15 protein-coding genes are annotated in these 23,752 nt (G+C 54.6%); 5 read left to right on the plus strand and 10 right to left on the minus strand.

Translation table 11 applies throughout. The annotated features are described in order from the left end of the window. Positions 1-5 precede the first annotated feature (5 nt). Positions 6-1,190: a lipid-transfer protein gene (locus HV832_RS03315; RefSeq protein ID WP_176802152.1), complete on the minus strand. Its 1,185-nt coding sequence runs from the start codon at positions 1,188-1,190 to the stop codon at positions 6-8. 117 nt (positions 1,191-1,307) lie between these two features. On the opposite strand from HV832_RS03315, the gene HV832_RS03320 reads away from it, so the two are divergent. After that, positions 1,308-1,943 (plus strand): TetR/AcrR family transcriptional regulator, encoded by a 636-nt coding sequence (locus HV832_RS03320; protein WP_176802153.1) that lies wholly within the window; start codon positions 1,308-1,310, stop codon positions 1,941-1,943. Positions 1,944-2,023: 80 nt separating this feature from the next. Here HV832_RS03320 and HV832_RS03325 read toward each other — a convergent pair whose 3' ends face one another. Then, positions 2,024-2,920 (minus strand): dihydrodipicolinate synthase family protein, encoded by an 897-nt coding sequence (locus HV832_RS03325; protein ID WP_176802154.1) that lies wholly within the window; start codon positions 2,918-2,920, stop codon positions 2,024-2,026. A gap of 347 nt (positions 2,921-3,267) precedes the next feature. Between HV832_RS03325 and HV832_RS03330 the strand changes: the two genes are divergently transcribed. From HV832_RS03330 to HV832_RS03340, 3 genes are all read left to right on the plus strand, one after another. Further along, positions 3,268-3,546 (plus strand): metal/formaldehyde-sensitive transcriptional repressor, encoded by a 279-nt coding sequence (locus HV832_RS03330; RefSeq protein WP_176802155.1) that lies wholly within the window; start codon positions 3,268-3,270, stop codon positions 3,544-3,546. 63 nt (positions 3,547-3,609) lie between these two features. Continuing rightward, complete coding sequence (locus tag HV832_RS03335) at positions 3,610-4,545, plus strand: nickel/cobalt efflux transporter (protein WP_176802156.1); 936 nt, start codon at positions 3,610-3,612, stop codon at positions 4,543-4,545. 33 nt (positions 4,546-4,578) lie between these two features. Further along, positions 4,579-5,529, plus strand: a complete 951-nt coding sequence (locus tag HV832_RS03340; protein ID WP_176802157.1) for a VTT domain-containing protein — start codon at positions 4,579-4,581, stop codon at positions 5,527-5,529. A gap of 28 nt (positions 5,530-5,557) precedes the next feature. Here the strand turns inward: HV832_RS03340 and HV832_RS03345 are convergent, their stop codons facing one another. The 3 genes from HV832_RS03345 to HV832_RS03355 form a co-directional block, all read right to left on the minus strand. After that, a complete protein-coding gene (locus HV832_RS03345) occupies positions 5,558-7,120 on the minus strand; it encodes an FGGY-family carbohydrate kinase (RefSeq protein ID WP_176802158.1) in 1,563 nt (520 codons plus the stop codon). Between the two features lie 249 nt (positions 7,121-7,369). Further along, positions 7,370-8,989 (minus strand): glycerol-3-phosphate dehydrogenase/oxidase, encoded by a 1,620-nt coding sequence (locus HV832_RS03350; protein WP_176802159.1) that lies wholly within the window; start codon positions 8,987-8,989, stop codon positions 7,370-7,372. Beyond that, a complete protein-coding gene (locus HV832_RS03355; protein WP_176802160.1) occupies positions 8,986-10,605 on the minus strand; it encodes an FAD-binding oxidoreductase in 1,620 nt (539 codons plus the stop codon). Before HV832_RS03355 ends, HV832_RS03350 begins: the two co-directional genes overlap by 4 nt. A 124-nt stretch (positions 10,606-10,729) precedes the next feature. Here HV832_RS03355 and HV832_RS03360 point away from each other — a divergent pair, with 124 nt between their 5' ends. Beyond that, positions 10,730-11,776: an AraC family transcriptional regulator gene (locus tag HV832_RS03360; RefSeq protein WP_176802161.1), complete on the plus strand. Its 1,047-nt coding sequence runs from the start codon at positions 10,730-10,732 to the stop codon at positions 11,774-11,776. 231 nt (positions 11,777-12,007) lie between these two features. Here HV832_RS03360 and HV832_RS03365 read toward each other — a convergent pair whose 3' ends face one another. From HV832_RS03365 to recC, 5 genes are all read right to left on the minus strand, one after another. Next, the gene (locus tag HV832_RS03365) at positions 12,008-13,456 is read right to left on the minus strand and encodes a mannose-1-phosphate guanylyltransferase/mannose-6-phosphate isomerase (protein WP_176802162.1); all 1,449 of its coding nucleotides are present in this window, start codon (positions 13,454-13,456) and stop codon (positions 12,008-12,010) included. Between the two features lie 72 nt (positions 13,457-13,528). Further along, positions 13,529-14,293, minus strand: a complete 765-nt coding sequence (locus HV832_RS03370) for an undecaprenyl pyrophosphate synthase (protein WP_176802163.1) — start codon at positions 14,291-14,293, stop codon at positions 13,529-13,531. Positions 14,294-14,610: 317 nt separating this feature from the next. Next, positions 14,611-16,596, minus strand: a complete 1,986-nt coding sequence (gene recD / locus HV832_RS03375; protein WP_223827123.1) for an exodeoxyribonuclease V subunit alpha — start codon at positions 16,594-16,596, stop codon at positions 14,611-14,613. Positions 16,597-16,603: 7 nt separating this feature from the next. Continuing rightward, entirely contained in the window at positions 16,604-20,221 is a 3,618-nt protein-coding gene (recB, locus tag HV832_RS03380; RefSeq protein ID WP_176802164.1) for an exodeoxyribonuclease V subunit beta, read from the minus strand. Further along, a complete protein-coding gene (gene recC, locus HV832_RS03385) occupies positions 20,218-23,646 on the minus strand; it encodes an exodeoxyribonuclease V subunit gamma (protein WP_176802165.1) in 3,429 nt (1,142 codons plus the stop codon). The genes recB and recC overlap by 4 nt, the downstream gene beginning before the upstream one ends. Positions 23,647-23,752 lie beyond the last annotated feature (106 nt).

Here is a 23,752-nt window from a genome sequence, read left to right on the forward strand (position 1 = left end):
TCTGCTCAGGACTGACGGTACATGGTGACGACGCAGGCGCCGCCAAGACCAAGATTGTGCTGCAACGCGATCTTTGCGCCTCTGACCTGGCGCGCCTCTGCCGTGCCACGCAGCTGATGGGTCAGTTCGTAGCATTGCGCCAGTCCGGTCGCACCCAGCGGATGTCCTTTCGACAGCAGTCCGCCGGACGGGTTGGTCACTACCCTGCCGCCATAGGTATTGTCACCATCATCAATAAATTTCTCGGCGCCGCCTTCGGCGCATAATCCGAGCGCTTCATAAGTAATCAGCTCATTGTGCGCAAAACAGTCGTGCAACTCGACCACATCCAGTGCATCCGGCCCGATGCCGGTTTGCGCATAGACCTGCGCTGCGGCGCGCTGACTCATGCCATAACCGACGACCTGCATCATATCGTCCGATTCAAAGGTTTCCGGGGTGTCGGTCGTCATCGCCTGCCCGGCGATATACACCTGCCGGTTCAGCTGATGCGCCTGCGCGAATTGTTCAGACACCAGCACAGCGGCAGCGGCGCCACAGGTCGGCGGACATGCCATCAGCCGGGTCATGACCCCGGGCCAGATCACCGGTGCATCCAACACTTCTTCGGTGCTGACAACTTTGCGGAATAAGGCCAGCGGATTATTCGCCGCATGGCGGCTGGCTTTCGCGCGGATTTTGGCAAAAGAGGTCAGCGGCGTACCGAATTTCTGCATATGTGATAAACCCGCACCGCCGAAATAACGCAATGCCAGCGGAATCTGCGACATACCAACCAACTTGTCGGTCACCGCATCAAACGCGTCAAACGGACTGGGCCGGTCCTGGAATACCGATCCCAGCGCCCCCGGACTCATCTGTTCAAAACCGAGCACCAGCACACAATCTGCCGCACCGCTGGCAACCGCCTGACGCGCCAGAAACAGCGCCGTCGATCCGGTCGAGCAGTTATTGTTCACATTCACGACCGGAATGCCGGTCATACCAACCTGATACAAAGCCTTTTGTCCGGCCGTCGAGTCGCCATATACATAACCGGCATACGCCTGCTGAATCGAAGCATAAGTGAGTCCGGCATCCTGGAGCGCCAGCCGTGCTGCGCTGGCCCCCATCTGGTCGTAACTGGCGCTAGTGCCCGGCTTGGCGAAAGGGATCATGCCGACCCCGCACACATAAACTCGCTGACTCATGATGTCTCCGTAATTTTTAATAGGTCAAATGACCGACAAGCAAAAATTATAGGTCACTCGTACTATTTGTCAACAACTGTGGGATAATTTCAGCCTTCACAATCACTGGCAACCACCATGCCTGATGTTCTGCAAACCTCGCTGAAAAGCAAGCTGTCCAACACCACAGAAAAAGGGATGGAAAGAGTTCATGCCATTCTGTCTGCCGCACGTACGATTTTTGCTACAGAAGGATATGCCGGATTGTCCATGCGTAAGGTCGCCACGCAGGTTGGCATCAGCTTAAGCAATGTTCAGCATTACTACCAGAGCAAAGACCTGCTGATTGAAGCCGTACTGCTGATGACGATGAATACCTTTCAGGAGAAGCTCGATCACATCACCCATCCCGCAGCCGCCACTTCACGCGTGATGCAGCTGGGCTCAGCGATTGATATGTTTCTGGAAGAATTAACCGACCCGCTGACGCATGGCCTTTTTTTTGAACTGTGGGCGCTGGCCGCGCGCAATGATTTTGCTTCGGAACTGATGGACACCATGATCGGCCGTGAGCGCAAAGCCATCTACAAGCTGATCCGCGGCATGAATCCGGATATCGGTGATGAGGAATACATGCAGCGGGCAGTGCTGATCGTCGCGCAGGTAGAAGGCATCATGCTGTTTCGCTATCATCGCCACGCGCAGAAAACGGAAATGCGGTCGGTGTTCAGTGCTTTACGCAACCGCGTGATCCAACTTGCCACGGCCCCCTGAGAGACCGCGACATGTCCCGCCAGACCGGCACAGTAACGCTGAACACGAGCGTTAATCCATATTCATTCTGATTACCGTATTCAGATGACATCCGGCAATTGCGGACGTTCTCGCAACGCTTCAGATACCACAGCCAGCACCCGTTCCCGCTGCGCACCGTCGAGCGGCAGACGCGGCGCCCGGACGCGCTCATTGGATTGTGTCACCAGTGCCTCGACCAGCTTAATGTTCTGCACCAGGTAAGTGGATACATCCAGATCGAGCAATGGTCTGAACCAGCGGTAGATATCCAGCGCTTCTGCATAACGTCCGGCCCGGATCAGGCGGAAAATCGCCACCGTCTCATGCGGAAAGGCAACCGCCAGCCCCGCCACCCAACCTGTCGCACCAGCCGTCAAGGCTTCAAATGCCAGATTATCCACGCCGGTCAGCACATCGTAACGCCGCCCGAGGCGACGGATAATTTCCGTAGTACGACGGATATCATCCGAAGATTCTTTGACTGCCACAAAGCGCGCATCGTCAGCCAGCTCTTCCAGCATATCGGTCGTGACATCGACCCGGTAAGCCAGCCGGTTTGAATAAATCATGACCGGCAGATCACCCGCGGCTGCAATCGCGCGCAATGCGGTGACCGTTTCCCGGTGATTACTGTGATAAATCGTACCGGGAACGACCATCAACCCATCAGCACCGGCGTGCGCCGCCTTCTCCGCCAGCACACAGGCATCCCGGGTTGCGGCCTCTGCGACGGTCAGCAGGGCGGGACGATGTCCTGCAACTTGCTTTGCCAGCTTCAAGACTTCAATCCGTTCCGCATGAGAAAGCAACGGCCCCTCGCCCAGAGAGCCGCAGGCAATCAGACCGTCACAGCCCGCCTGCATCAGACCATCATAACAACGTTCCATCTCTTTCAAATCCAGCGCATCGTCCGGAGTGAATTTGGTGGTTACCGCGGGAATGACTCCTTGCCACATATTTTTGCCCTGCTTTCTCCGGTATTCCGGCGTGTGAATGTTATTCAGACCAGCACTCCAGCCATCAGCTTATTGCCACCCGATGCGTTGCGCCAGTCGCAGCTTCGACGGACACAGCAACCAGACTGGATGGAAAGATATTGTAGAGATCGAAACAGTCTTGCGTCTTGACATCTGTAAGCGATGCAATCATAGAAATCGGCATAGTCCAAAAAATGAAACTCCTGTTATCCGCACGGTAACGGACACTTCCCGTCCGGGATGCCGCGCATTCAAACCGGCAGCAGACAAACTTTCTCGGGTAAGGTAAAATATAGGGTACCCCCCTATACTATATTCACCGTTATATGAGCCATATCAGTAAAGATAAACAAAAACTGCTGAACCGTGTCCGTCGGATACGGGGACAAATTGATGCCATCGAAAGAACACTGGAAGAAGACAAAGGCTGCATGGAGGTGTTGCAGCAGATCAGCAGCTGTCGCGGTGCGATGAACGGTTTGCTGGCTGTCGTGCTGGAAGACCATATCCGCGCCCACCTGACTGAAACCGTGCAGGAAGATGCTGTCCATGGCAGCGATGCGAAAGAGATTCTGATTGATGTAGTGAACAGCTATTTCAAATAATCCCAGCGATATTCCAAAAACAGTAGAGCCGTATTCCCTGCTATTTAATCCTTACACAAGACAATGACTGAATTTTCCACACTGCTGCAACAAGGTGCAGCGAATGCCTGGCTGTTTATTCCGAGTGCCATCCTGCTTGGCGCATTGCACGGACTCGAACCAGGGCACTCCAAAACTATGATGGCCGCGTTCATCATTGCGATACGCGGCACCGTGACTCAGGCGGTTTTGCTGGGACTGGCAGCTACTTTTTCCCATACGCTGGTGGTGTGGGTGATTGCACTGGCTGGGCTGTATTTCGGTCAACACGGCAATCTCGAAACCACGGAATCGTATTTTCAGACGCTGTCCGGCGTTTTGATCATCGGCGTCGCATTGTGGATGATCTGGCGCACCTGGCGTGACCAGCATCATCATCACGACCACGACCACGACCACGACCACGACCCCGACCACGACCACGACCCCGACCACGACCACGACCCCGACCACGACCACGACCCCGACCACGACCACGACCCCGACCACGACCACGACCCCGACCACGACCACGACCACGACCACGACCATCAGGATGGTAGTCGCCATGTGCATACTGTAAAGCTGAATCATGACGATTATCAGGATGCGCATGAACGGGCCCATGTCCGGGATATTGAACGCCGCTTCAGCAATCGCAGCGTCACTACCGGGCAAATCGTGATGTTTGGACTGACTGGCGGGCTGGTGCCCTGCCCGGCGTCGATCACCGTTTTGTTGCTCTGCCTGCAGCTGAAAAAAATTGCACTGGGCGCTACACTGGTGTTGTGCTTCAGCATCGGACTGGCGCTGACCATGGTGATGTCCGGCGTGATTGCGGCGCTGAGTGTGCGACATGTTTCGCGGCACTGGAGTGGTTTTGGCCAGCTTGCCCGGCGCGCGCCCTATTTTTCAGGTGCACTGATGCTGGCAGTGGGCTTCTATGTCGTGTTGAACGGCCTGCAGGCGCTGTTAAAATAAATGCTTTTCCCTTAGTTGAAAGCCCATTCCACGATGACTCCCGGCTGGTTCAATGATTTGCTGCTGCACAATCACCAGTTACTGGTGTTCGGCAATGTGCTGTTACAGCAGTTGGGGCTGCCGGTGCCGGCCGTTCCTACCATGATGCTGAATGCGAGTCGCATGTCATCGTTGTATGGACTGGCATCGCTGCTCGGTGCAGCTGTCGCGGCGTCCTTGCTGGCGGATCTGGTCTGGTATCAGGCGGGTAAGATATTCGGTTACCGGGTATTGAAATTTCTGTGCAAGATGTCGATTAATCCCGGCTCCTGCGTCAATCAGACAGAAATCCGTTTTGCACGTTGGGGCATGTGGTCGCTGGTGGTGGGTAAATTTATACCAGGTTTTTCCACCGTGGCGCCGCCGGTAGCCGGCGCCATTGGCATGTCGCGTGCCAGATTTTTGCTGGCATCGGCCATCGGTGCCGCTCTGTGGGCCGGGCTGGCGCTGTTTGCCGGTTACGCGCTGCAGACGCAGATTGATGCCGGCATCGCCTTGCTGTCCGCCCACGGAATCAAGATCATCGCAGTGTTCGTGCTGATTCTGGCAGGCTGGCTGGTCTGGAAAATCTGGCAAAAACGCCGCTTTGAAACATTGGCCAGCATTCCGCATATCAGCGCCAATGAATTACTGCAATTAAAGCTGCTCGGACAGATGCCGCAGGTGATTGATCTGCGCAGTCATGCGCTGATCCGCGAAACAGGCGCTTTTCCTGACGCGCTGGTCACTCATGCCAGCCATGTCGGCGAGCTTGCCAGCCAGCTGGATCAAGGACAAGCCATCGTGACTTTTTGCGCTTGTCCGGCCGATGCCGGCGCGATCCAGGCGGCCCATACGCTGCAAAAACTTGGGTTCACCGATGTGCGTCCGCTGGAAGGTGGCTTTGAAGCATGGAACCAGCTGGCGGCGACACATCCGGGCCTGCTGATTCCGGTAGTCGCCTGAGTCACGGCAACTGCAAGCAATCATCCGCTCAATGCATTTTCGGATAACCGGTGATCTGCTGGATTTCCTTGTATAAGGGCTGCAACCGGGCATACATTTTCTGATACACGCGGTGATACAGCTCGTTGTAAATCTGGTGATGATGCGCAATCGGTTCAAAAGTCTTGCCGATGCGGGTCATCGCGCGGATGGCTGAATCAAAATCCGGATAAAACCCCAGTCCCACTGCCGCATCAATCGCCGCCCCCAGACCGGATGTTTCATAAAGATGCGGGCGCGCTGTCGGCAAACCAAAGATATCGGCAGTCAGCTGCATGGCCGCATCACTTTGTGAGCCGCCTCCGGATACGCGCAACTCTGTCACTGGTACTCCGCTGCGTTTTTCTATGCGCTCTTTACCATCCCGCAAGGCGTAAGCCAGACCTTCCAGAATCGCCCGGTAGACATGCGCTCTGGTGTGGACATCGCCAAACCCGATAATCGCGCCTTTGGCTTCGGCACCCGGTATCTTAATGCCCGGCGTCCAGTACGGCTGCAGCATCAACCCCATGGAGCCTGGCGGCACTGCGTTGACCAGTTCATCAAATAATTCCTCTGCCAGGACACCCTGCTGCGCTGCCTGAGATTGCTCGTGATGGCCAAATTGTTCCTTGAACCAGTTAACCATCCAGTAACCGCGAAAAATCTGTACCTCTGTGCTGTAGTAACCGGGAATGGCAGCCGGATACGGCGGAATGAACGAGGTCACCTCCAGATATTTCCGGCTGGTGGTATTGATGGTGGCGGTGGTGCCATAACTGAGGCAACCGATATGCGGCTGCAGGCATCCGGCACCGATCACCTCGCAGGCGTTGTCTGCCGCTGCAGCCAGCAATGGCGTCCCGACCGGTATGCCGGTTGCGGCAGCAGCATCACCGTGGATATGCCCGATCAGGCTGCCGGGCGCCACCAGTTTTGGCAACGTCGATGCGCGGATTGCCAGTGCCTGCCATTTCCAGTCCAGCTTGCCAGCCCATTGCAATTTTTTATAATCAAATGGCAGATAAGCCACCTGCGAACCGGTCGAGTCCGTCAATTCACCACTGAGCCGGTAATTCAGATAGCCAGACAGCAACAGCACATGCGCAGTCTTGTCCCAGATATCCGGCTGATGGGCCTTGATCCAGTTCACCTCTGCCTCGCCCCTGAAATAATTGATGGTACTGGACACCCCCGCCAGCCGAAACGCTGCCAGCCACACCGGATGCACTGGCGGTACAGTATCCGTACGGCGCTGATCCAGCCAGGTGATCGCGGGGCGTAACGGCTGCCCATGCTGATCCAGATTCACCACTGTGCCGCGCTGCGTAGTGATCGCCACCCCGCTGACCAGTGCCGGAGATATCTGATGGTTTATCCACAAACGCTGACATGCCGTGCATACCGCCTGCCAGTAATCTTCCGGATGATGCTCCGCCCAGCCAGGATGATCCGAAAAATAGGCCTCGAGATGAACCTGGGAACGGGCCACAATATTTCCCTGCAAATCAAACAGAATTGCCCGTACACTTTGCGTGCCGTTATCAATCGAGAGGATGTATTGTCCGGACATGATGCTCCTGTATCGTCAGAACTGACGCACAACCAATCTGGTGTTGCGACCTGACGTTGCGCTCCCGTCGTGCCGTATCAGGTTTGTGCTGCCCACGGCGCGCCGTCTATGAGCACGCTGTTGCGTCAGTCTTTTTGTTATTGTCGGTGATTGTCTGTAATCGTTTTAATTATTTTTTTCCTGCACTGGCCCGCGAGATAGTACTAAGTCTGCCGCCAACCATCATGCGCTTTCCACTGATCCACCGAGTCAGTCTGCCTCTGGCAGCGCTGGTAAATCCGGTGGCAGGGAATAATTCCTTTGCCACAACTCCTGATAAGCATGCTGTTGAGTTTCCCATTGCGTATCCCCCCAACCCAATTCAGGCTGGCAAATCCGTCGGATGCGCGGCATGTGCCCCATACCGCCTGCCGGCAACAATAAACCAAGCCGGGTACGGCGCAGCATCAGATCCTCCAGGCGCATCACCGATTCATGCCGCGCCGCCCAACGTAATTCCACCCACAGGGTATCGCTTCCGGAAATCCGCTCCAGCTCCCCATTCTGCATGCAGTCCAGAATATATTTGGCCTGTCGGCCGTAGCGGCCTTGCAGACGTTGCCAGACAGATTCACTGACACCTTGCGCGGCAATCGGTCGTAATTCTGCCGCTGATGCGTTCCCCTGCATATTTTCCACATAACGCCAGTCTGGCAGCAGAGTTGCCACATGACGCAGCACATCCAGCGCTATCAGCCGGAAAGTAGTCAGCTTACCGCCGGCAACGCTGATTAAGCCCTGCTCCTGCCAGACGGTATGATCGCGCCCTTCCCTGGATGGGTCTACCTTACCACTACCGATTACCGGACGCACCCCGGCATACGTCGAGATAATATCCCCGGTGCCGATTTGAAGCGCCGGAAACTGCCATTGCAACGCCTCCATTAGATACAGCACTTCGTCTTTGGTAATCGATGCCTCCTGCTGTAAATCCTCACAGTGATCGACATCCGTGGTACCGACCAGTGTCGCGCCTTCCCACGGGAACATGAATACCGGTCTACCATCGCGCGGATGCATGAGACTGACCGCTTGCGCCACCGGCAGCCGCCATGACGGAAAGACCAGATGGCTGCCGCGCAGAGGGCGGATATGTTTATCAGCAGCCGGAAGCCGCAAACGGTCAGCCCAGACGCCGGTTGCATTCACCACTGCCCTTGCCTGAATCCGGTAACTCTTTCCGTCGAGCGTGTCTTTCAGCAACGCGCCGCTGGCTTGCTGACCGGTATAGCAGATTTCCTCTACCGCGAGATAATTCATCGTACAGGCTCCGGCTTCACGGGCTTCCTGCAACACCCGCAGCACCAGCCTTGCATCATCGGTCTTTGCATCGTCATAGCACAGACCGCCTTTTAATTGATCTCTGCCTATCCCCGGCACCAGCATCAGAAATTCACTGGCTGGATAATAGTGCCGCCCGCGCTGCCCCGCCATGCGATCATACAGCGCCAGCCCCAGCGAAAACAGCCAGCGCCCGGGCTTCCGGCCTGCATAATCAGCAAAAGCAAAACTCTGCATTTCAACCAGTCCCGGCATGTCATGCAGTAGACGCTGCCGCTCCTGCACCGCGTCACGCGTCAATGACCATTTGCCTTCGCTCAGATAACGCAGGCCGCCGTGCACCAGTTTAGAAGAACGACTGGAAGTGCCCCAGGCAAAATCACGCTGTTCCACCAGCAATACTTTCAACCCGCGACGTGCCGCTTCCAGGCAGATTCCGGCTCCGGTAATACCGCCGCCAATCACCAGCATATCCCACTGTGATTCCGGTGTCGTCAGGCTGCTGCCCAGCACAGCCTGCCGTCTTGCCTGCCAATGATCTGGATTCATACGATAACTCCGTCGGAAACGGGGGCAGTCAGCAATTTACCCGGGTTCATCAGTCCCTGCGGATCAACTGTCGAAAATACCTGACGTAACGCCGCCATTCCTGCCGCGCCCTTTTCTGCCTGCAGATAAGGCGCATGATCGCTGCCGACTCCATGCTGATGGCTGATGGTTCCGCCATGCATGACGATCGTTTGCGAAACGGCATGCTTCATTTTTTTCCAGCGCGCCAGATCGGTTGCATAATCGCCGCTCAACCGGAACACAAATGTGGTGTAAACGCTGGCACCTTGCGCATACAAATGCGACAAATGGGTATAGGCGTGAATCCGTTCATCGTCCTCTGCCAGCGCATCAGTCGCGGCCTGTTCAACCGCCTGTATCATTTGTTTGACGGCAGTCCAGTTACAAGCTGTTTCCACGGTATCGATGGCGTACCCATGCTGCCAGAGCGTATTGCGCAGATAAACATTCTGAAATCGCCCCTGCTTCCATTTCTTACCCATGTATTGACCAACCGTCACGCCGCCTTGCTCACGCACCAGCTTCATTGCCCGGCGCACTGTCTGCCGGACTGTGGCACGATTTCCACTGGCACCCAGCAACAACAGGCATTTCTGCTGACCGCAGCCGCGCCAGCGCAGGTATTTCTCCAGCCAGCCAATCAGACCCGCATGACCAGCCAGTGCCAGACTGGTCGTGGTTTCCAGCGGATTTGACAGACGCAACATCGACAGCGGGAATTTTTCCTGCACCATGCTCCGGACCGCAACCTGAGCAGAATCCCAATCCGGAAAAAACACACCGTGAAACTCTTCGCATTCCGGCAGGCGACTGACCCGTATAGTCGCTTCCGTCAACAGACCTAAGCGTCCTTCCGATCCCAACACCAGTTCTCGCAAGTCAGGACCCGCCGCCGAGGCAGGAAAAGCAGGCAGGTACCAGCTTCCCGCCGGTGTTTCCAGACGGCCCCCGGCAAATAACTGCTCAATCCGGCCATAACGCAAAGACTGTTGCCCCGATGAGCGGGTCACCACCCAGCCGCCTAGTGTGGAATATTCAAACGATTGCGGAAAATGCCCGAGCGTATAACCCTGGGCACGCAATTGCGCTTCCAGGTCTGGCCCGAACACACCGGCCTCGAACGTCGCTAATTGCGACTCCCGTTCCAGATGCAGCATACGCCGCATACGCCGGATACTGATGCTCAATACCGGCTGCGTTGCAGCCGGTACCGTCAGATGTCCCGCCACACTGGTCCCGCCTCCATAGGGAATCACGATCACCTGATGACGAGTCGCATAACTGAGCAGCTCCCTGACCTGTTCTGCGTTTTCCGGAAACGCGACCCCATCCGGCACCCGTTCAATACGTCCGTAACGCAGCTGCAGCCAATCCGGCAGACTCTGCCCCAGACTATGACGAATCCGCTCTGCCGGATCGGTGCTGATCAGGTCGTGCGGTGCCAGACGACTGTCCGGAACCCGGCGACAGACTTGCTGTAAATCCGCATCCGGCACCGGCTTTCCCTCACCAATTTGTTCTGCAAGAAAAAACAAGGCTTCCGGACTCAGTTTCTGCTCCACAGAATCATCCCCCCAACCATTCCAGCGCCGCATACCCTCTCCTTTGAATGCACATCGGGAACCATCCCGGCATAACTCTCTTGTTATACTTGCCGCCAAGATTAAAAAAATTGCCGGATTTTGTATTGTGTTTTCATGACAGGAAAATTGCTGAAACATGCCACTGCCATCTATCCCGACAGCACCCGCCCGATCTGAGGGGCGTGTTGCCATTGCTTATGTGCAGCCAATCCTGGAATTGCTGCATGAGCGCAGTTGCGACCTGGCGGCACTTGCCGGGATGGCTGGTTTGCCGGGCAACTGGCTTGATACCGCACCGGACAGCATCAGCACCGGCACTTATCTGCGCCTGCTCGACAGCGGAGCAGCGCTTTGCAACGATCCACACTTTGGCTTGCATGCAGGGGAACGCTTCCGGCTGGGAACCTATAATGTGTACGGCATGATTCTGATGTGCTGCAAAAATTTCGGACAGGCATTTCAGCAAACCATGCGTTACGAAGGGCTCGCGCATGATCTGGGGCGTTCATCGCTGGATATCCGCGGTGAGATTGCCCAATACCAGTGGCACAGCCATTTTCCGGATGCCTCCCGCCATCTGGTGGAAAGTGTGTTTGCCGGAATACGCGTGTTCGGTCAGTGGTTTGCAGGCACGGACCTGCCGCCTGTTCCTGTGTATTTTTCCCATGCGGCACCCGACGACCTGAGTGAGCATCATCGTTTGTTTGGTGAGTTGGTCTATTTCGATGCCCCGATGAATCATGCCAGCCTGCCATCGGACCTGTTAAGCTGGCCCGTACCCAATGCCGATGCCAGCATGTACCCTGTCTTGCAACAGCATGCAGAATTGCTGTTGCTGCAAAAACAGCAGGCAGCGCAAAGAGAGGACATCGTCAGCCAGGTACGTTCGGTCATCCTGCGTCATCTGGCGCAGGATCAGGCGAGATTGGCAGATATTGCCGTGGAACTGAATATGAGCCAGCGTACCCTGCAGCGCAAACTGACCCAGGCTGGCATCCCTTATCAACAACTACTGGATCAGACCCGTCAGTCGCTGGCTGAAAATTATCTGCGCCAGCACCATCTGAGCCTGGCCGAAATTGCTTTTTTGCTGGGTTATCAGGAACAAAGTGCTTTTCAACACGCATTTCGCGAATGGACGGGCGTTACCCCCAGAGCCTTTCGCAGTAAACCAGACAAATAAACGCAGGTGCTCAAAGACCTGTACCTCTGTCTTTCCCGATACCACATCACAAAAAAATACGGAGCAAGGACAATTGCCTTGCTCCGTATCGTTAATTCAGGACGGTGGTCAGTCCGCGTTAGCAGACCCGACTCACCTCACTGCCGTCATACATATCGGTTGTATGTACAGCAGCTGGGATAGATCATATCAAACGATCATGACGCCGCAATGACATACATCAACCGGCGATTATTTTTTTGTCCTGCCATAAAAATCATCAAAGCGCACAATATCGTCTTCGCCAAGATAACTGCCCGACTGTACTTCAATGATTTCCAGCGGGATGGTTCCCGGATTAGCGAGTCTGTGCATTTCTCCGAGCGGGATATAGGTTGACTGGTTTTCAGTCACCAGACTGACCTTGTCACCGCAAGTGACTTCTGCCGTACCGCGCACGACGATCCAGTGTTCCGCACGGTGATGGTGTTTCTGCAGACTCAGGCTGGCACCCGGCTTGACCTGAATACGCTTGACCTTGAAACGCTCTTCTTCATCAATGCTGTCATACCACCCCCATGGACGATGCACTTTCCGGTGCAACGTATGCTCGGTTCTTTTCTGCTCCCCAAGCATGGATACAATCGCTTTCACATCCTGACTCCGGCTGCGGTCTGCCACCAGTACGGCATCCGGCGTTTCAATCACAATAAGATTACTGACGCCAACCGTGCTGACCAGTCTGCCGGAAGAATAAATCAGACTATTTCCGGTATCCGTCTGCAACACGTCGCCGTGGCAGACATTCCCTTGCGCATCCTGGTTCCCGGTCTGCCAGACCGCATCCCAGGCTCCCAGGTCATTCCAGCCAGCATTCAGGGGAATCATGCGAATTGGTAACGCAGACACAGGACACTGCTCCATGACCGCATAGTCAATCGACTCGGCAGGAATCTGCCGGAAAGCTGCCTCTGCCGGCCGTATGAACTGCGCATCGGTACTGCGCTCCTGCCAGGAAATCTGCGTTGTCTCAGCAATATCCGGACGGAATTGCTGCAATGCCTTCAGCCAGGTACTGGCACGCAAGATAAACATGCCGCTGTTCCAGACATATTCACCGCTGTCGAGATAATGCCGGGCAGTGATTACATCCGGTTTTTCGGCAAACTGCCTGACCGTGTATTCACCGTACAAGCCAGCCGCGCCATCGTGCCGGATATACCCGTAGCCAGTTTCCGGCCTGTCAGGCGTGACTCCCAGAATGACGATATCTCCCGATTGAGCCACCCGCACACTCTGCCGCAGCGCTTCCCTGAAAGCATCCGGATCACCGACCGTCTGATCTGCCGGCGTAACAACCAGTACCGGATCGTCCCCCTCCGCCATCGATGCCAGTGCCGCCAGCGTCAGTGCCGGAGCGGTGTTTTTTCCAACAGGTTCCAACAGCAAGCTGGCAGATACATTCTTCAATTCACGCAGCTGATCGAGCGCCAGAAAACGATGTTCTTCATTGGTCACAATCAGCGTCTGTCCAATCTGCACATCCTGTGCAGCAATATCATTCACTCGCTGCACCGCTTGCTGGAACAGGCTGTCTTTTCCGGATAACACCAGAAACTGCTTAGGAAATCCACCCCGGGATAAAGGCCACAGACGGGTACCAGAACCGCCGCAAAGAACAACCGGAACAACTTTAATCATTGATCAAATTCCCAATAAAATGAAAGCTGACGTTTTGTCTGAATATGAGAACAACTGACTTTTCAAATCACACTACTGGCCGGCAGCCAACCCCTCTTTGACCAATTGCTCACTGGTACGACCGAACCGGCGTTCTCTTTTCTGGTAGGAGAGGATAGCTTCATCAAGTGAATCTGTATCAAAATCCGGCCAATAGGTATCCGTGAAAAAGAACTCGGAATAGGCCATTTGCCATAACAGAAAATTCGATATCCGTGCCTCTCCGCCAGTGCGGATCAGCATGTCCGGAGGAGGTGCATACGACATGGACAAATGTTCAGACAGGATCTCTTCCGTAATCTCACCCGGCTGCACACCGGACCTGAGCAAGGCATTGCAGGCATTCACGATATCCCAGCGCCCACCGTAATTGGCACAGATCGTCAACGTCAGCCGGGTGTTGGCGGCAGTTTTCTCTTCTGTATCATGAATCAGTTTTTGCAAATCCTCATCGAAGCGCCCGATATCCCCGATCACTTTGAGCCGGATATTATTCGCACACATATTCTTGACTTCACCGACCAAAACCTTGCGGAACAGCTTCATTAACAAAGACACTTCATCCGGAGGCCTGCGCCAGTTTTCGGAGCTGAACGCAAACAGGGTCAGATACTCGACACCACGATCCACGCAAGCCTTCGCGACTTTACCAACTGCTTTGACACCTTTGGCATGTCCGGCAAAACGGGGCAAAAACCGTTTCTTAGCCCAGCGTCCGTTACCATCCATAATAATGGCGATGTGCCGGGGAATGTTTTGCCCTGCGATCACGGTGAATTCCTGTTTCTGTTTACTCATACTATTCATATTTGCATTCACTATCTGATCGATCATGATTACCTTAAAGACAATGAATTAATTGATTTCTTTTCCTGATCCAATCTGCCTGAGCAAATCAGGTAAGTCGGGGAAATAATATTTCTGCGGTCCGGACAGGCAGACCAAAATCCTGTGTCCGGTGCGACTTTAGTTGCTTTGGAAGTAACTTTCAAGCCCCCTGAAATTATAAAGACTTTCAACCGGCCCCATATCAGAATCTGGACAGAATCTGCCCGATTGTCCCGCAATCCCACTCTCAAGGAGTAAGCATTCCTGATCCGGCAGAAACAAGCTTACTACCCATGCAGCATTTCCTGCAATCCGCCGATCCGGTGCGTCTGATGTTCTATGGCGTAACGTAACACAGCGGCAGATGCGGCAACCAGAGTAAAATATTTTCTGGCGCGGGTAATTCCGGTGTACACCAGTTCACGGGTCATGACAGGATTGACTTCTGCCGGCAATACCATGGCTGCATGAGTGAACTCTGACCCCTGAGATTTGTGAATCGTCATCGCAAATGCCGTCTCCACATGACGCAACCTGGATGTCAAAACCTGTCGGACCCGTTCCCCGTCCAGAAAATATACCCGCATCACCTCTGGCTTGACCCTGTCCGGCAGGGTCATGCCGATATCACCGTTAAATACGCCGATGCTGTAATCATTCTGCATCACCATCACGGGCCTGCCGACATACCATTCATGACGGCGGCGAATCAGTCCTTTGGCATCCAGATATTTTTCAACCACCTGATTCAGACCGGATACACCCCATTCCCCGTCCCTGACGGCGCATAACAGGCGAAACGATTCAAATGCCCGGATAACAGCTACCACCCATGCATGGAATTCTGCTTCACTGACCATTTCATTATCAGAATGTGGCTGTTGTGCCAGCAGCGACAGATATTCCTGATAGCTGCCAGATGCTCCCTCTCTTCCGGCGAAAGCGAGTTCTGCAATACCTTGCGGTGGCAAATGTTCTTTCCAGCACAACTCCTGATCAGGTTTTTGCCGCAGACATGCCAGCGTTGTTCCTGCGCCGCTCCGGTTCACCGCCTGCGCCAGCGCACCGATCGCACCGCTGAAGCGCCTGCTGTGTTTCAGCATGACTGTCTGCTGCGCCAGCGGACTACCCTGACCTGCATCGTTCAATGTCAGGTGCTGGCCACTGGCGGCAGCAATATAAGCGATGGTTTCAGGTCGATACGCTCCAGCGCCTGCTTCACCGCATAAATCCCCCAGCACAGCACCGGCTTCAACCGATGCGAGCTGGTCTTTGTCTCCCAGCAAAATCAGTGTTGCATTTGCCGGCAGCGCGTCCAACAGGCTGGTCATCATTTCCAGGTGCACCATGGATGCCTCATCTACAATCAGGAGGTCAATATCCAGCGGATTACCCGCGTGATGGCGAAATGCACGTGTATCGGGGCGCGCGCCAAGCAGACTGTGCAAGGTACGTGCAGGACCGATCTTACGGGCTATCTCCGGCAGCGGAAGTGTATCGCCCAGTTTGAACACCAGTTCTGCCAGAGCACCGTCAATAGACTGCTTCAGTCGGGCGGCTGCTTTCCCGGTCGGCGCTGCCAGCGCAATGCGCAATTGATCCGGCGCATCGGAAATCGCAGATAACAATGCCAGCAAACGCGCCACTGTGTAGGTTTTTCCGGTGCCTGGCCCGCCTGTAATGATGGCAAAACGACTACGCACGGCAACCGCGCAAGCCACCTTCTGCCAGTCGGTCTCTCCTCCGGCATTCCCGGAAACATCAAACAACAGATCCAGCCATTTCCGCACTTTTTCTGGTGGCACTGGCAGCTGGCTGGAAACACGTTGCTTTACCGCGGCAGCAATCGCCATCTCGTAACGCCAGTAACGACGCAGATACAAACGCCCCTGATCCAGCACCAGCGGCTGCTGCCGGTCCTGCTGTACATCAGTCACAAAAATCTGCTCACACTGGAGCGCAAGCTCCCGCCATGCGTCAACCCCATCAGGAAAATCCAAGCCCTCCGTGATGGTATGCCAGACGGCATCACTCCACCCCAGCAGACCGGGGGAAGTAGCGGAGATCACGTCCAGCGGCACACAGCTGTGTCCATGTGCTTCCATTTCGCTTAAGACAGCTGCCGCCAGCAGCAACCTGGTGTCGTGCAAACCAAGATCCATCAGGAATTGGACAAAAGCGGCTGTCAGATGACGCACCGTCCCTTGAGTACTCTGATATCGGAAACGGATCAATAAATCACTGGAGGAAAGCGGCATACGATTCAAATCCATTCTGTTTTTATCCATGACGCATCAGTTGGTCCAGTCTCTCCGGCAGTCCATTATCCGCAGACAGGCAGTAGCAGCCACGTGTTTCCTGATTGCCGAGTCCGCGCAAAAAGAAAAACAGTGCCCCGCCCAGATGCTGTTCCGGCGCATAAGCATCACCAAGACGTGAGCGCAGCAAACGGTGCAGCGCCAGCATGTAGATCACTCCCTGCACATCATAGCGATGTGCAGCCATGGCACCTGCCAGCGCAGCCTGCGTATAGCTGCCATCATTACCGCCCAGCTGATTGGACTTATAATCCAGCACCCAATACTTTCCTTGATACTCAAATACCAGATCGGCAAAGCCCATCAGCAAACCCTGCATGCGTTTTTCACTCAACGCTTCTCTTGTCACCCCTGACAGGAAAAAATCCCGGCAAAGTGCATCCATTTCCCGGGTATTGAATTTCTCGCACGGAAACCAGAACTCCATTTCCGGTATATAGGTCGTCAATTCCGCCAGACAGGTATTTGTTGGACCCAGCTTTGTCTGCATGACTGCTTTGAGCCACTCAGAAAGATCATCGGCATGGTGAGCCCATCCTGCACGCTGGCAGCGGTCCGTCAGCCTGGCATCGAAATCACTTGCTGCAACGTTGCCGAACCCATCGTTGCCCATCCATTCCAGCTGCGCATGCAAAAACTGTCCGGGCAGGACACCGCGAGGAAAACGATGCCAGGCGGCGGGCGATGTTTCAATCTGCAGCGGCACCTCTTCATCCTCCAGCAACCTGCGATCCTGATGACGCAGCGGGGCATTACCTGTACCACCCGCCAGAGCCCTGGTCATGGCGGAAAAACTGCCAATCATCCAATCCTTTTCGACATTACCGGCATAGGCTGCCAACGTGACATAAGTTGGCTGCGCATCCACATCCTTCAGCAAACTCAGCTCCGGCATGGATTCCTCAACGACAATCGCGATCTCCCGACAATCGCCCTGCATGTTCCGCAATCTTTCAACCAGATGTGCAGCAGGCAATGCAGCCTCGCCAGCCAGCAAATAACCTAATGCTGACTCATGGATTTTATTCTGGTTGGACGCCACGCCGAGCCACACCGTATGCACGGAACGGGTCAGTGCGACATACAACAAACGCAGATCTTCCTCCTTGCGGCGCTGGTTGGCGGCGGACAAGGCTTCGTCTGACAAATGCAGATCAATTTTCCGAATGCCATCTGCATCAGTGTAATCAATAAAACTGCGGTTCATCCTCGTCACCGTCCTGGTGGAAACCGCAAACGGCAGATATACCAACGGATACTGCAAGCCTTTTGACTTGTGTACTGTGATGACCTTGACCAGGCGCGCATCACTTTCCAGACGCAGAATATGTTCATCAGAAGCAGTATGTTCAGCGGCAATCTGCTCGGCCAGCCAGCGGATCAGCGCCAGCTCGCCATCGAGCTGCAGGCTGGCGCTTTCCAGTAATTCCGCCAGATGCAGCAGATTCGTCATGCTGCGCTCGCCGCCCGGCTGGTTCAATAACTTTGCCGGCAATTCCAGGTCATGAATGAAATGCCGGATCGCAGCCAGAACACCCTGGCGCTGCCAGATGCCCTGCAAGGTTTTCAACTGCTCTGTCCGGAGATCCCAGGCTTCGTCATCGGAAGCCAGGTGTATCAGTTCGGATACGCTCAACCCGACGGTCCGGGTCGCATAGGCGGCCCGTCCGGTTCCGGTATCCAAAGGATAAGCAAATGCACGCAGCCAGCGCAGGACATCACTAGCCTCCTGGCTGTTAAGCACCGAATCCTGATCCGATAAATACACACTGGCAACCCGACGTTTCTGCAGCGCTGCGCGTATCGCTTCTGCCTCATTCCGGTCCCGGACCAGAATCGCGATGTCCGCAGCCTGCAACCGCTGGAAATGACCGTCACGGTGAAAGCCGGTCGCAGCGCAATTCAGGCGCTGCACAATGTGTTCGGCGCAGTGCTCCGCAAAAAACGACAGGTATTCATCCCGTTTCAGCTCTGCATTTTCCGTGACGAAAAAATTCAGGGCATGTACTGTCTGCCCATCATCCAGCAGGGTCTCGCTTTTTCCGGACGCTTTAACAGCTTCAAACGGTAACGGATCGTCGTTTCCGGTTCTGAAGCGAAAAGCGCCGGCACCAAACGCAGGATCGGTATGTCGTTCAGCATGCAGGAACAAATGGTTGACCGCCGTCACCAGCGCCTGCGTGGAACGAAAATTCGTCCCTAAAAGGTAATGCCGACCGGCTGTCGCACGCCGTGCTGCCAGATAACTGTGAATATCCGCCCCCCGGAACCCATAAATCGATTGCTTGGGATCTCCAATCAGGAATAAGCCACGCTCCGGCAGATTATTATGCACCTGGTAAATCGCATCAAAAATCGTATATTGCGATGGCGAGGTATCCTGAAATTCGTCAATCATGGCAACCGGATACTGTTGCGCGATACGCTGTTGCAATGACGCGCCATGCAGCCCCGTCAATGCCTGCTTTAAGCGTTCCAGCATATCGCTGAAACCGAATTGTCGCCGGTGGCTCTTTAACAGTTCCAGTCTTTGCTGAATGACAGTCACCGCATGACGGCATAAGGCGTGCCGCAAAGGCTCCAGCTGCTGCAAATCCTGTGCAAGAGAAGCGATTCTGGCGAAGTTATCCGGAATCTGCGGACTATAATTTTTATTGCACGCAGCCAGCAACGCTTCCGGCGTCAGTTTAGCGGCGGCCTTGTCAAATCCTTCCGGCAAATGCAGATCCGGATCAAGCGCCCATATCCGGAGATTGGTCAGCCACTGGTCTACCGTTTCCGGCTTCAGCATCCTGCCATTGAATTGTTTGGGGGCGACCTCTCTCTGTGCCAGAAACCATGCCTGCATTTCAGTGGCGATATGCTCCCAGCCCTGCTTCAGCACCTGCAGTTTTTCCCTTTGCCGATTCTGAGTTTCGCGAAGAAATACCTGCAATGAAAGATTTCCCGGGACATTCAGCATTGCCGCATGAGGCATCAACTGACGCACCATTTTCATCAATGCACTAACGTCCTCCCAAACCTTGCTGATCGCAGAAAAATCCTTGCTATCCAGCGGATAAACCTGCTGGCGCCAGTAATCACGCACTGCATTATTCAGCAGATCCGTTTCGTCACTCAATAATTCTTCGTCAAACAGGCAGCCGCTATCGAACGCATGCTCTCGCAGCATACGCTGACACCACGCATCAATCGTGAACACGGCGGCACTGTCCATCGAATCTGCCGCCATCTGCAGCTGATAGGCAGCCTGCTGCCGCTGGGTCTGCGAATACGTTGCCAGCAACTGCTCCAGAAAATCATCCGTTATTTGATGTACATCCTCACGGAAATAGGAGGCTGCTGCAGCCAGACGTTGCCGGATACGATCGGATAATTCCCGGGTCGCTGCACGAGTGAACGTCATCACCAGAATCTCTGAGGGGTGCAAAGGACGATAAAATCCCTCCGCTCCGCCATGTCCCAGCACCAGACGCAGATACAAGGCGGCGATGGTCCAGGTCTTTCCGGTTCCGGCGCTGGCTTCAATCAGGCGACTGCCATGCAAAGGAAAACAGACGGGATTGAGGCGATGCGTCATACAGTCTCCTGTCCGGCCTGATCCGCATCAATTGGCGCCACGATGATTTCTTTTGCCCATAAAAAAAGCGGTTCATACAAAGCGCGGCTGACCTGATCCCAGTCGGCACAATGACTGATAGCAGCATAGTCCGGCCAGATTCTGGCGAGATAAGGGTTGTTCACCTCCCCCCGTATCTGCATGCTACCGTCGTACACATCACGCGGGTTTGCTTCTGCGATATATGCGAGCGCAGTTTTACAGGCAACTGGCAACACCTCATTCATTCCGCGTTTCCAGTAAGTGATCAGCTGCTGCAATACAGAAGCCGCCTGTTCCGCAGGTACCGGCGCCATATACAACACAGCGTCGCTGGCGATCAGATACGCACCCGGTGGTGTGTCTGCCGCTGCCCCCAATAACAGGGACAACCAGATATCAATCAATTTTTCGATACGCAGACTGCCATCTTTCAGACAGATTTTTCCGGCTATCTGTTTTAAGAAAACGACCTGCTGCTGATCTGTGCGCAAATTGTGCAGCCAGTCTGACAAATGTATCCCCTGCCAGAAAAAATCTGCAGCCCGTTTTTCAGCCGGATCAGGAAACTGCTGCATCAGACTGAGCCATGCCAGCTGCACAGGCAAGGCATCCTGCACCAGCTTTCGCTGCCATGCCTGACCGGCCCATCCAACCGGCAGTACGCCTTCCCGCTTCAGTTGCATTGCTTTCTGCTGCAAATGCACCTCCAGTTCTGCCGGCTCTGATGGCAACATGCTGCTATCAATCATTCGTTCATTGAGAAAATATTCCTGCAATGCATCCAGACAGAGCGGCTCATCGGCCTCGGTCTCCTGCACATGCTGATCGAAGATCACACCCAGGCGTTTCTGAAAAAAATAGGCGACCGGCTGCTTCAGAAACCGCCCCAGTTCATCGACTTTGAGAATAAATTCAGGGTCAATATCAACCGTCAGGTCTGGACGGTCCTGAAGCACGGACAGCAGCATTTCAGAAGGTACCGCCTGATAAGCTGCACCCCACTCCCGGGCATAAGTCAGGGGACGTGTTTCGTTCGCCATAAAATATTGGCGGCTGAATGCCTGCATAGGATATTCCATCGTGTGCCCGGACAAATTCATTGCCCAGCCAGTAGCGAGATATTCTCTGAACTGGGAAACCAGCACGGAAGGCGGTTGTTCTGAATTATCGCGGATATGCTTGCCAACCCAGCTGATGTAAAGCTTCTGGCGGGCAGACAAAATCGCTTCCAGCATCAGATAGCGGTCATCATCACGCCGGGAACGGTCACCCGGTCGCGCCATGCCCGGCAACGCCAGCAAATCGAAATCCATCTGACTGGCGTGACGCGGGAAATCCCCTTCATTCATCCCCAACAGGCAGACCATCTGAAACGGCATGGAACGCATAGGCATGAAAGTGCAGAACGTCACGCCACCGGAAATAAAGCGATGCGTCAGTGTGGATTCGTCCACCCCAGACAGCCAGGGTTCACGAAACACCGCCAGCGGAACCGGCTCATCAAAGCCCGACTGCTCACAGGCATGCAGCCAGTCTTCCAATGCATCTTCCAGTCTGACCAGCAAAGCGCGGTCTGCCTCGCCGGTCGCTGTAAAAAAATCCTGCAGCAATTGCCGCGCCTGCACTGCCCACTCTTCCGGTCGCCACGATTGCGTCAGCCTGAGCTGCCAGTCGATCAGTGCTGTCACCAGTTCGGCTAAACAACCTGCCTGCGCGGAATCCAGACCGGCAATTTCTGCATACGGCTCAATCCCCTGATAAGGCATCGCTGCACCGCTGGCATATCCCAACAGCATTCGTCTTAAGCCGAACATCCAGGAATTCTGCTCGCCGGCAGCGCCGAGCCCCAGTTCTGCACGATGCGCCAGATTCAGTCCCCAGCGTATGCCTGCACCGGCAATCCAGCGCTTCAGCAATGCGACATCTTCCGCTTTCAGCCCAAAGCGTCCGGCCAGAGCCGGTACTTCCAGCAAATCCATGATTTCTGTCTGCTGGCAGCGCTGTTGCGGCAAGCGCAGCAGCCATTCCAGTGCGGCCATCAGCGGATGTGTTTTGCGCTCAGACAAATCGCCGATTTCATAAGGTATATAACGGGCATCACTGTGTTTATATTGATCAAATACCGCCCGGATCGATGGCGTGAACTGTGTAATATCAGGCACCATGACAATCACATCCCGTGGGCGGATTGCTGGAATATTCTGACTGCCGAACACGGACAATAAACGGTCATGCAAAATTTCAATTTCACGCTGCGCGCTGTGTGCGATGTGAAACTCGATAGACCGATCATTTTCAGCGACACCGGAGCGGGGATGCTCTGCCATCGGCAGCAAATCCCTGACCGCAGCCTGTACCTGTTCCAGCAGGGTATGACCACTGCCTTCTGAAAATAAATCTATTTTTAATTGCGGAAATCCGGCACGGGTTTCGCCAGCGTGATCAAAATCATCCAGCATACGGATAAAATCACGCCCCATCCTTCCCCAGCTTGCCAATAAAGGATGCGCATGCGCATGCAGGTCTTCCAGCGGAATCAGCGATAAATCCTGTTGATTCCGGTATGCCTGCCGCTTCATCTGCGACTTGAACAGTTCGCGTCCATCAATGATGTCGCCCCAAAAATACTGACAGGGATTCGGAATACCGAGAATCACCTGGGTATACGTCGACAAGGCGGATAATGCCTCCAAAGTCTGACGTGACAAGGCAGAAATGCCAAACAGAACAACACGTCTTGGCAAAGTTCCGTGCGGGGTATCATGGCGGAGTGCCGCTTCGATGAAACGCTGATGCACATTCACCCGCCCCAGCAAACGCTGCTCCGGTGGTAAGTCCTGCAAGATAGCCCGCCACAACGCACTCTGCCAACGCTGATCCTTCGTCAGCGGCTGGGTTTCACCATTCGCGCGGCGCAGCTGATCCAGTCCCTGCGACCAGTCATGTAACCAGTCGGTGCGGTAAACCTGATATAAATCCATCAGGTCTGCAATCCGCGAGACAAGCTGGTAACGACGTTCGGCATCGCCTATTGCCAGAAACTGCTTTAATCCCGCAAAGTCCGGCAGCGCCAGCAATTCAGGAATCAGGCGCATCAGTCGCCAGGTCAGCGGCACTTTATCCAGTGAAGCGGTTTGCGGAATCTGTTCCCGTCCCAGCATGGCCCGGTAGATTGTCCACAAAAATCGTCCTGGTAATTCGATGCGGCTGGCGGCGCAAATATCGAAGTGTTCTGCCAGAGCGATCTTGAGCCATTCAGCAACCCCGTTTGACTGCACCAGGAAAATCTCTTTTTCCAGCGGTGACAAAGGATTTCTTCCAATCCACTCAAACACCGCAGAACTCAATTGTTCCAGCTGATTGCTATGCAAAATAATCAGACCCGGCTTGATCGTTGCAGACATAAATAAACCTTGAATAAACGGATCAGCAGCCTGGCATGAGTCATCACACCCGAAACACCAGACAATACGGACAGGCATCAGAATACGCTGCCATCTGGCCGGTATT

Source organism: Cognatundibacterium oligocarboniphilum, assembly GCF_013377855.1.
Lineage (GTDB): Bacteria > Pseudomonadota > Gammaproteobacteria > Burkholderiales > Burkholderiaceae_D > Undibacterium > Undibacterium oligocarboniphilum.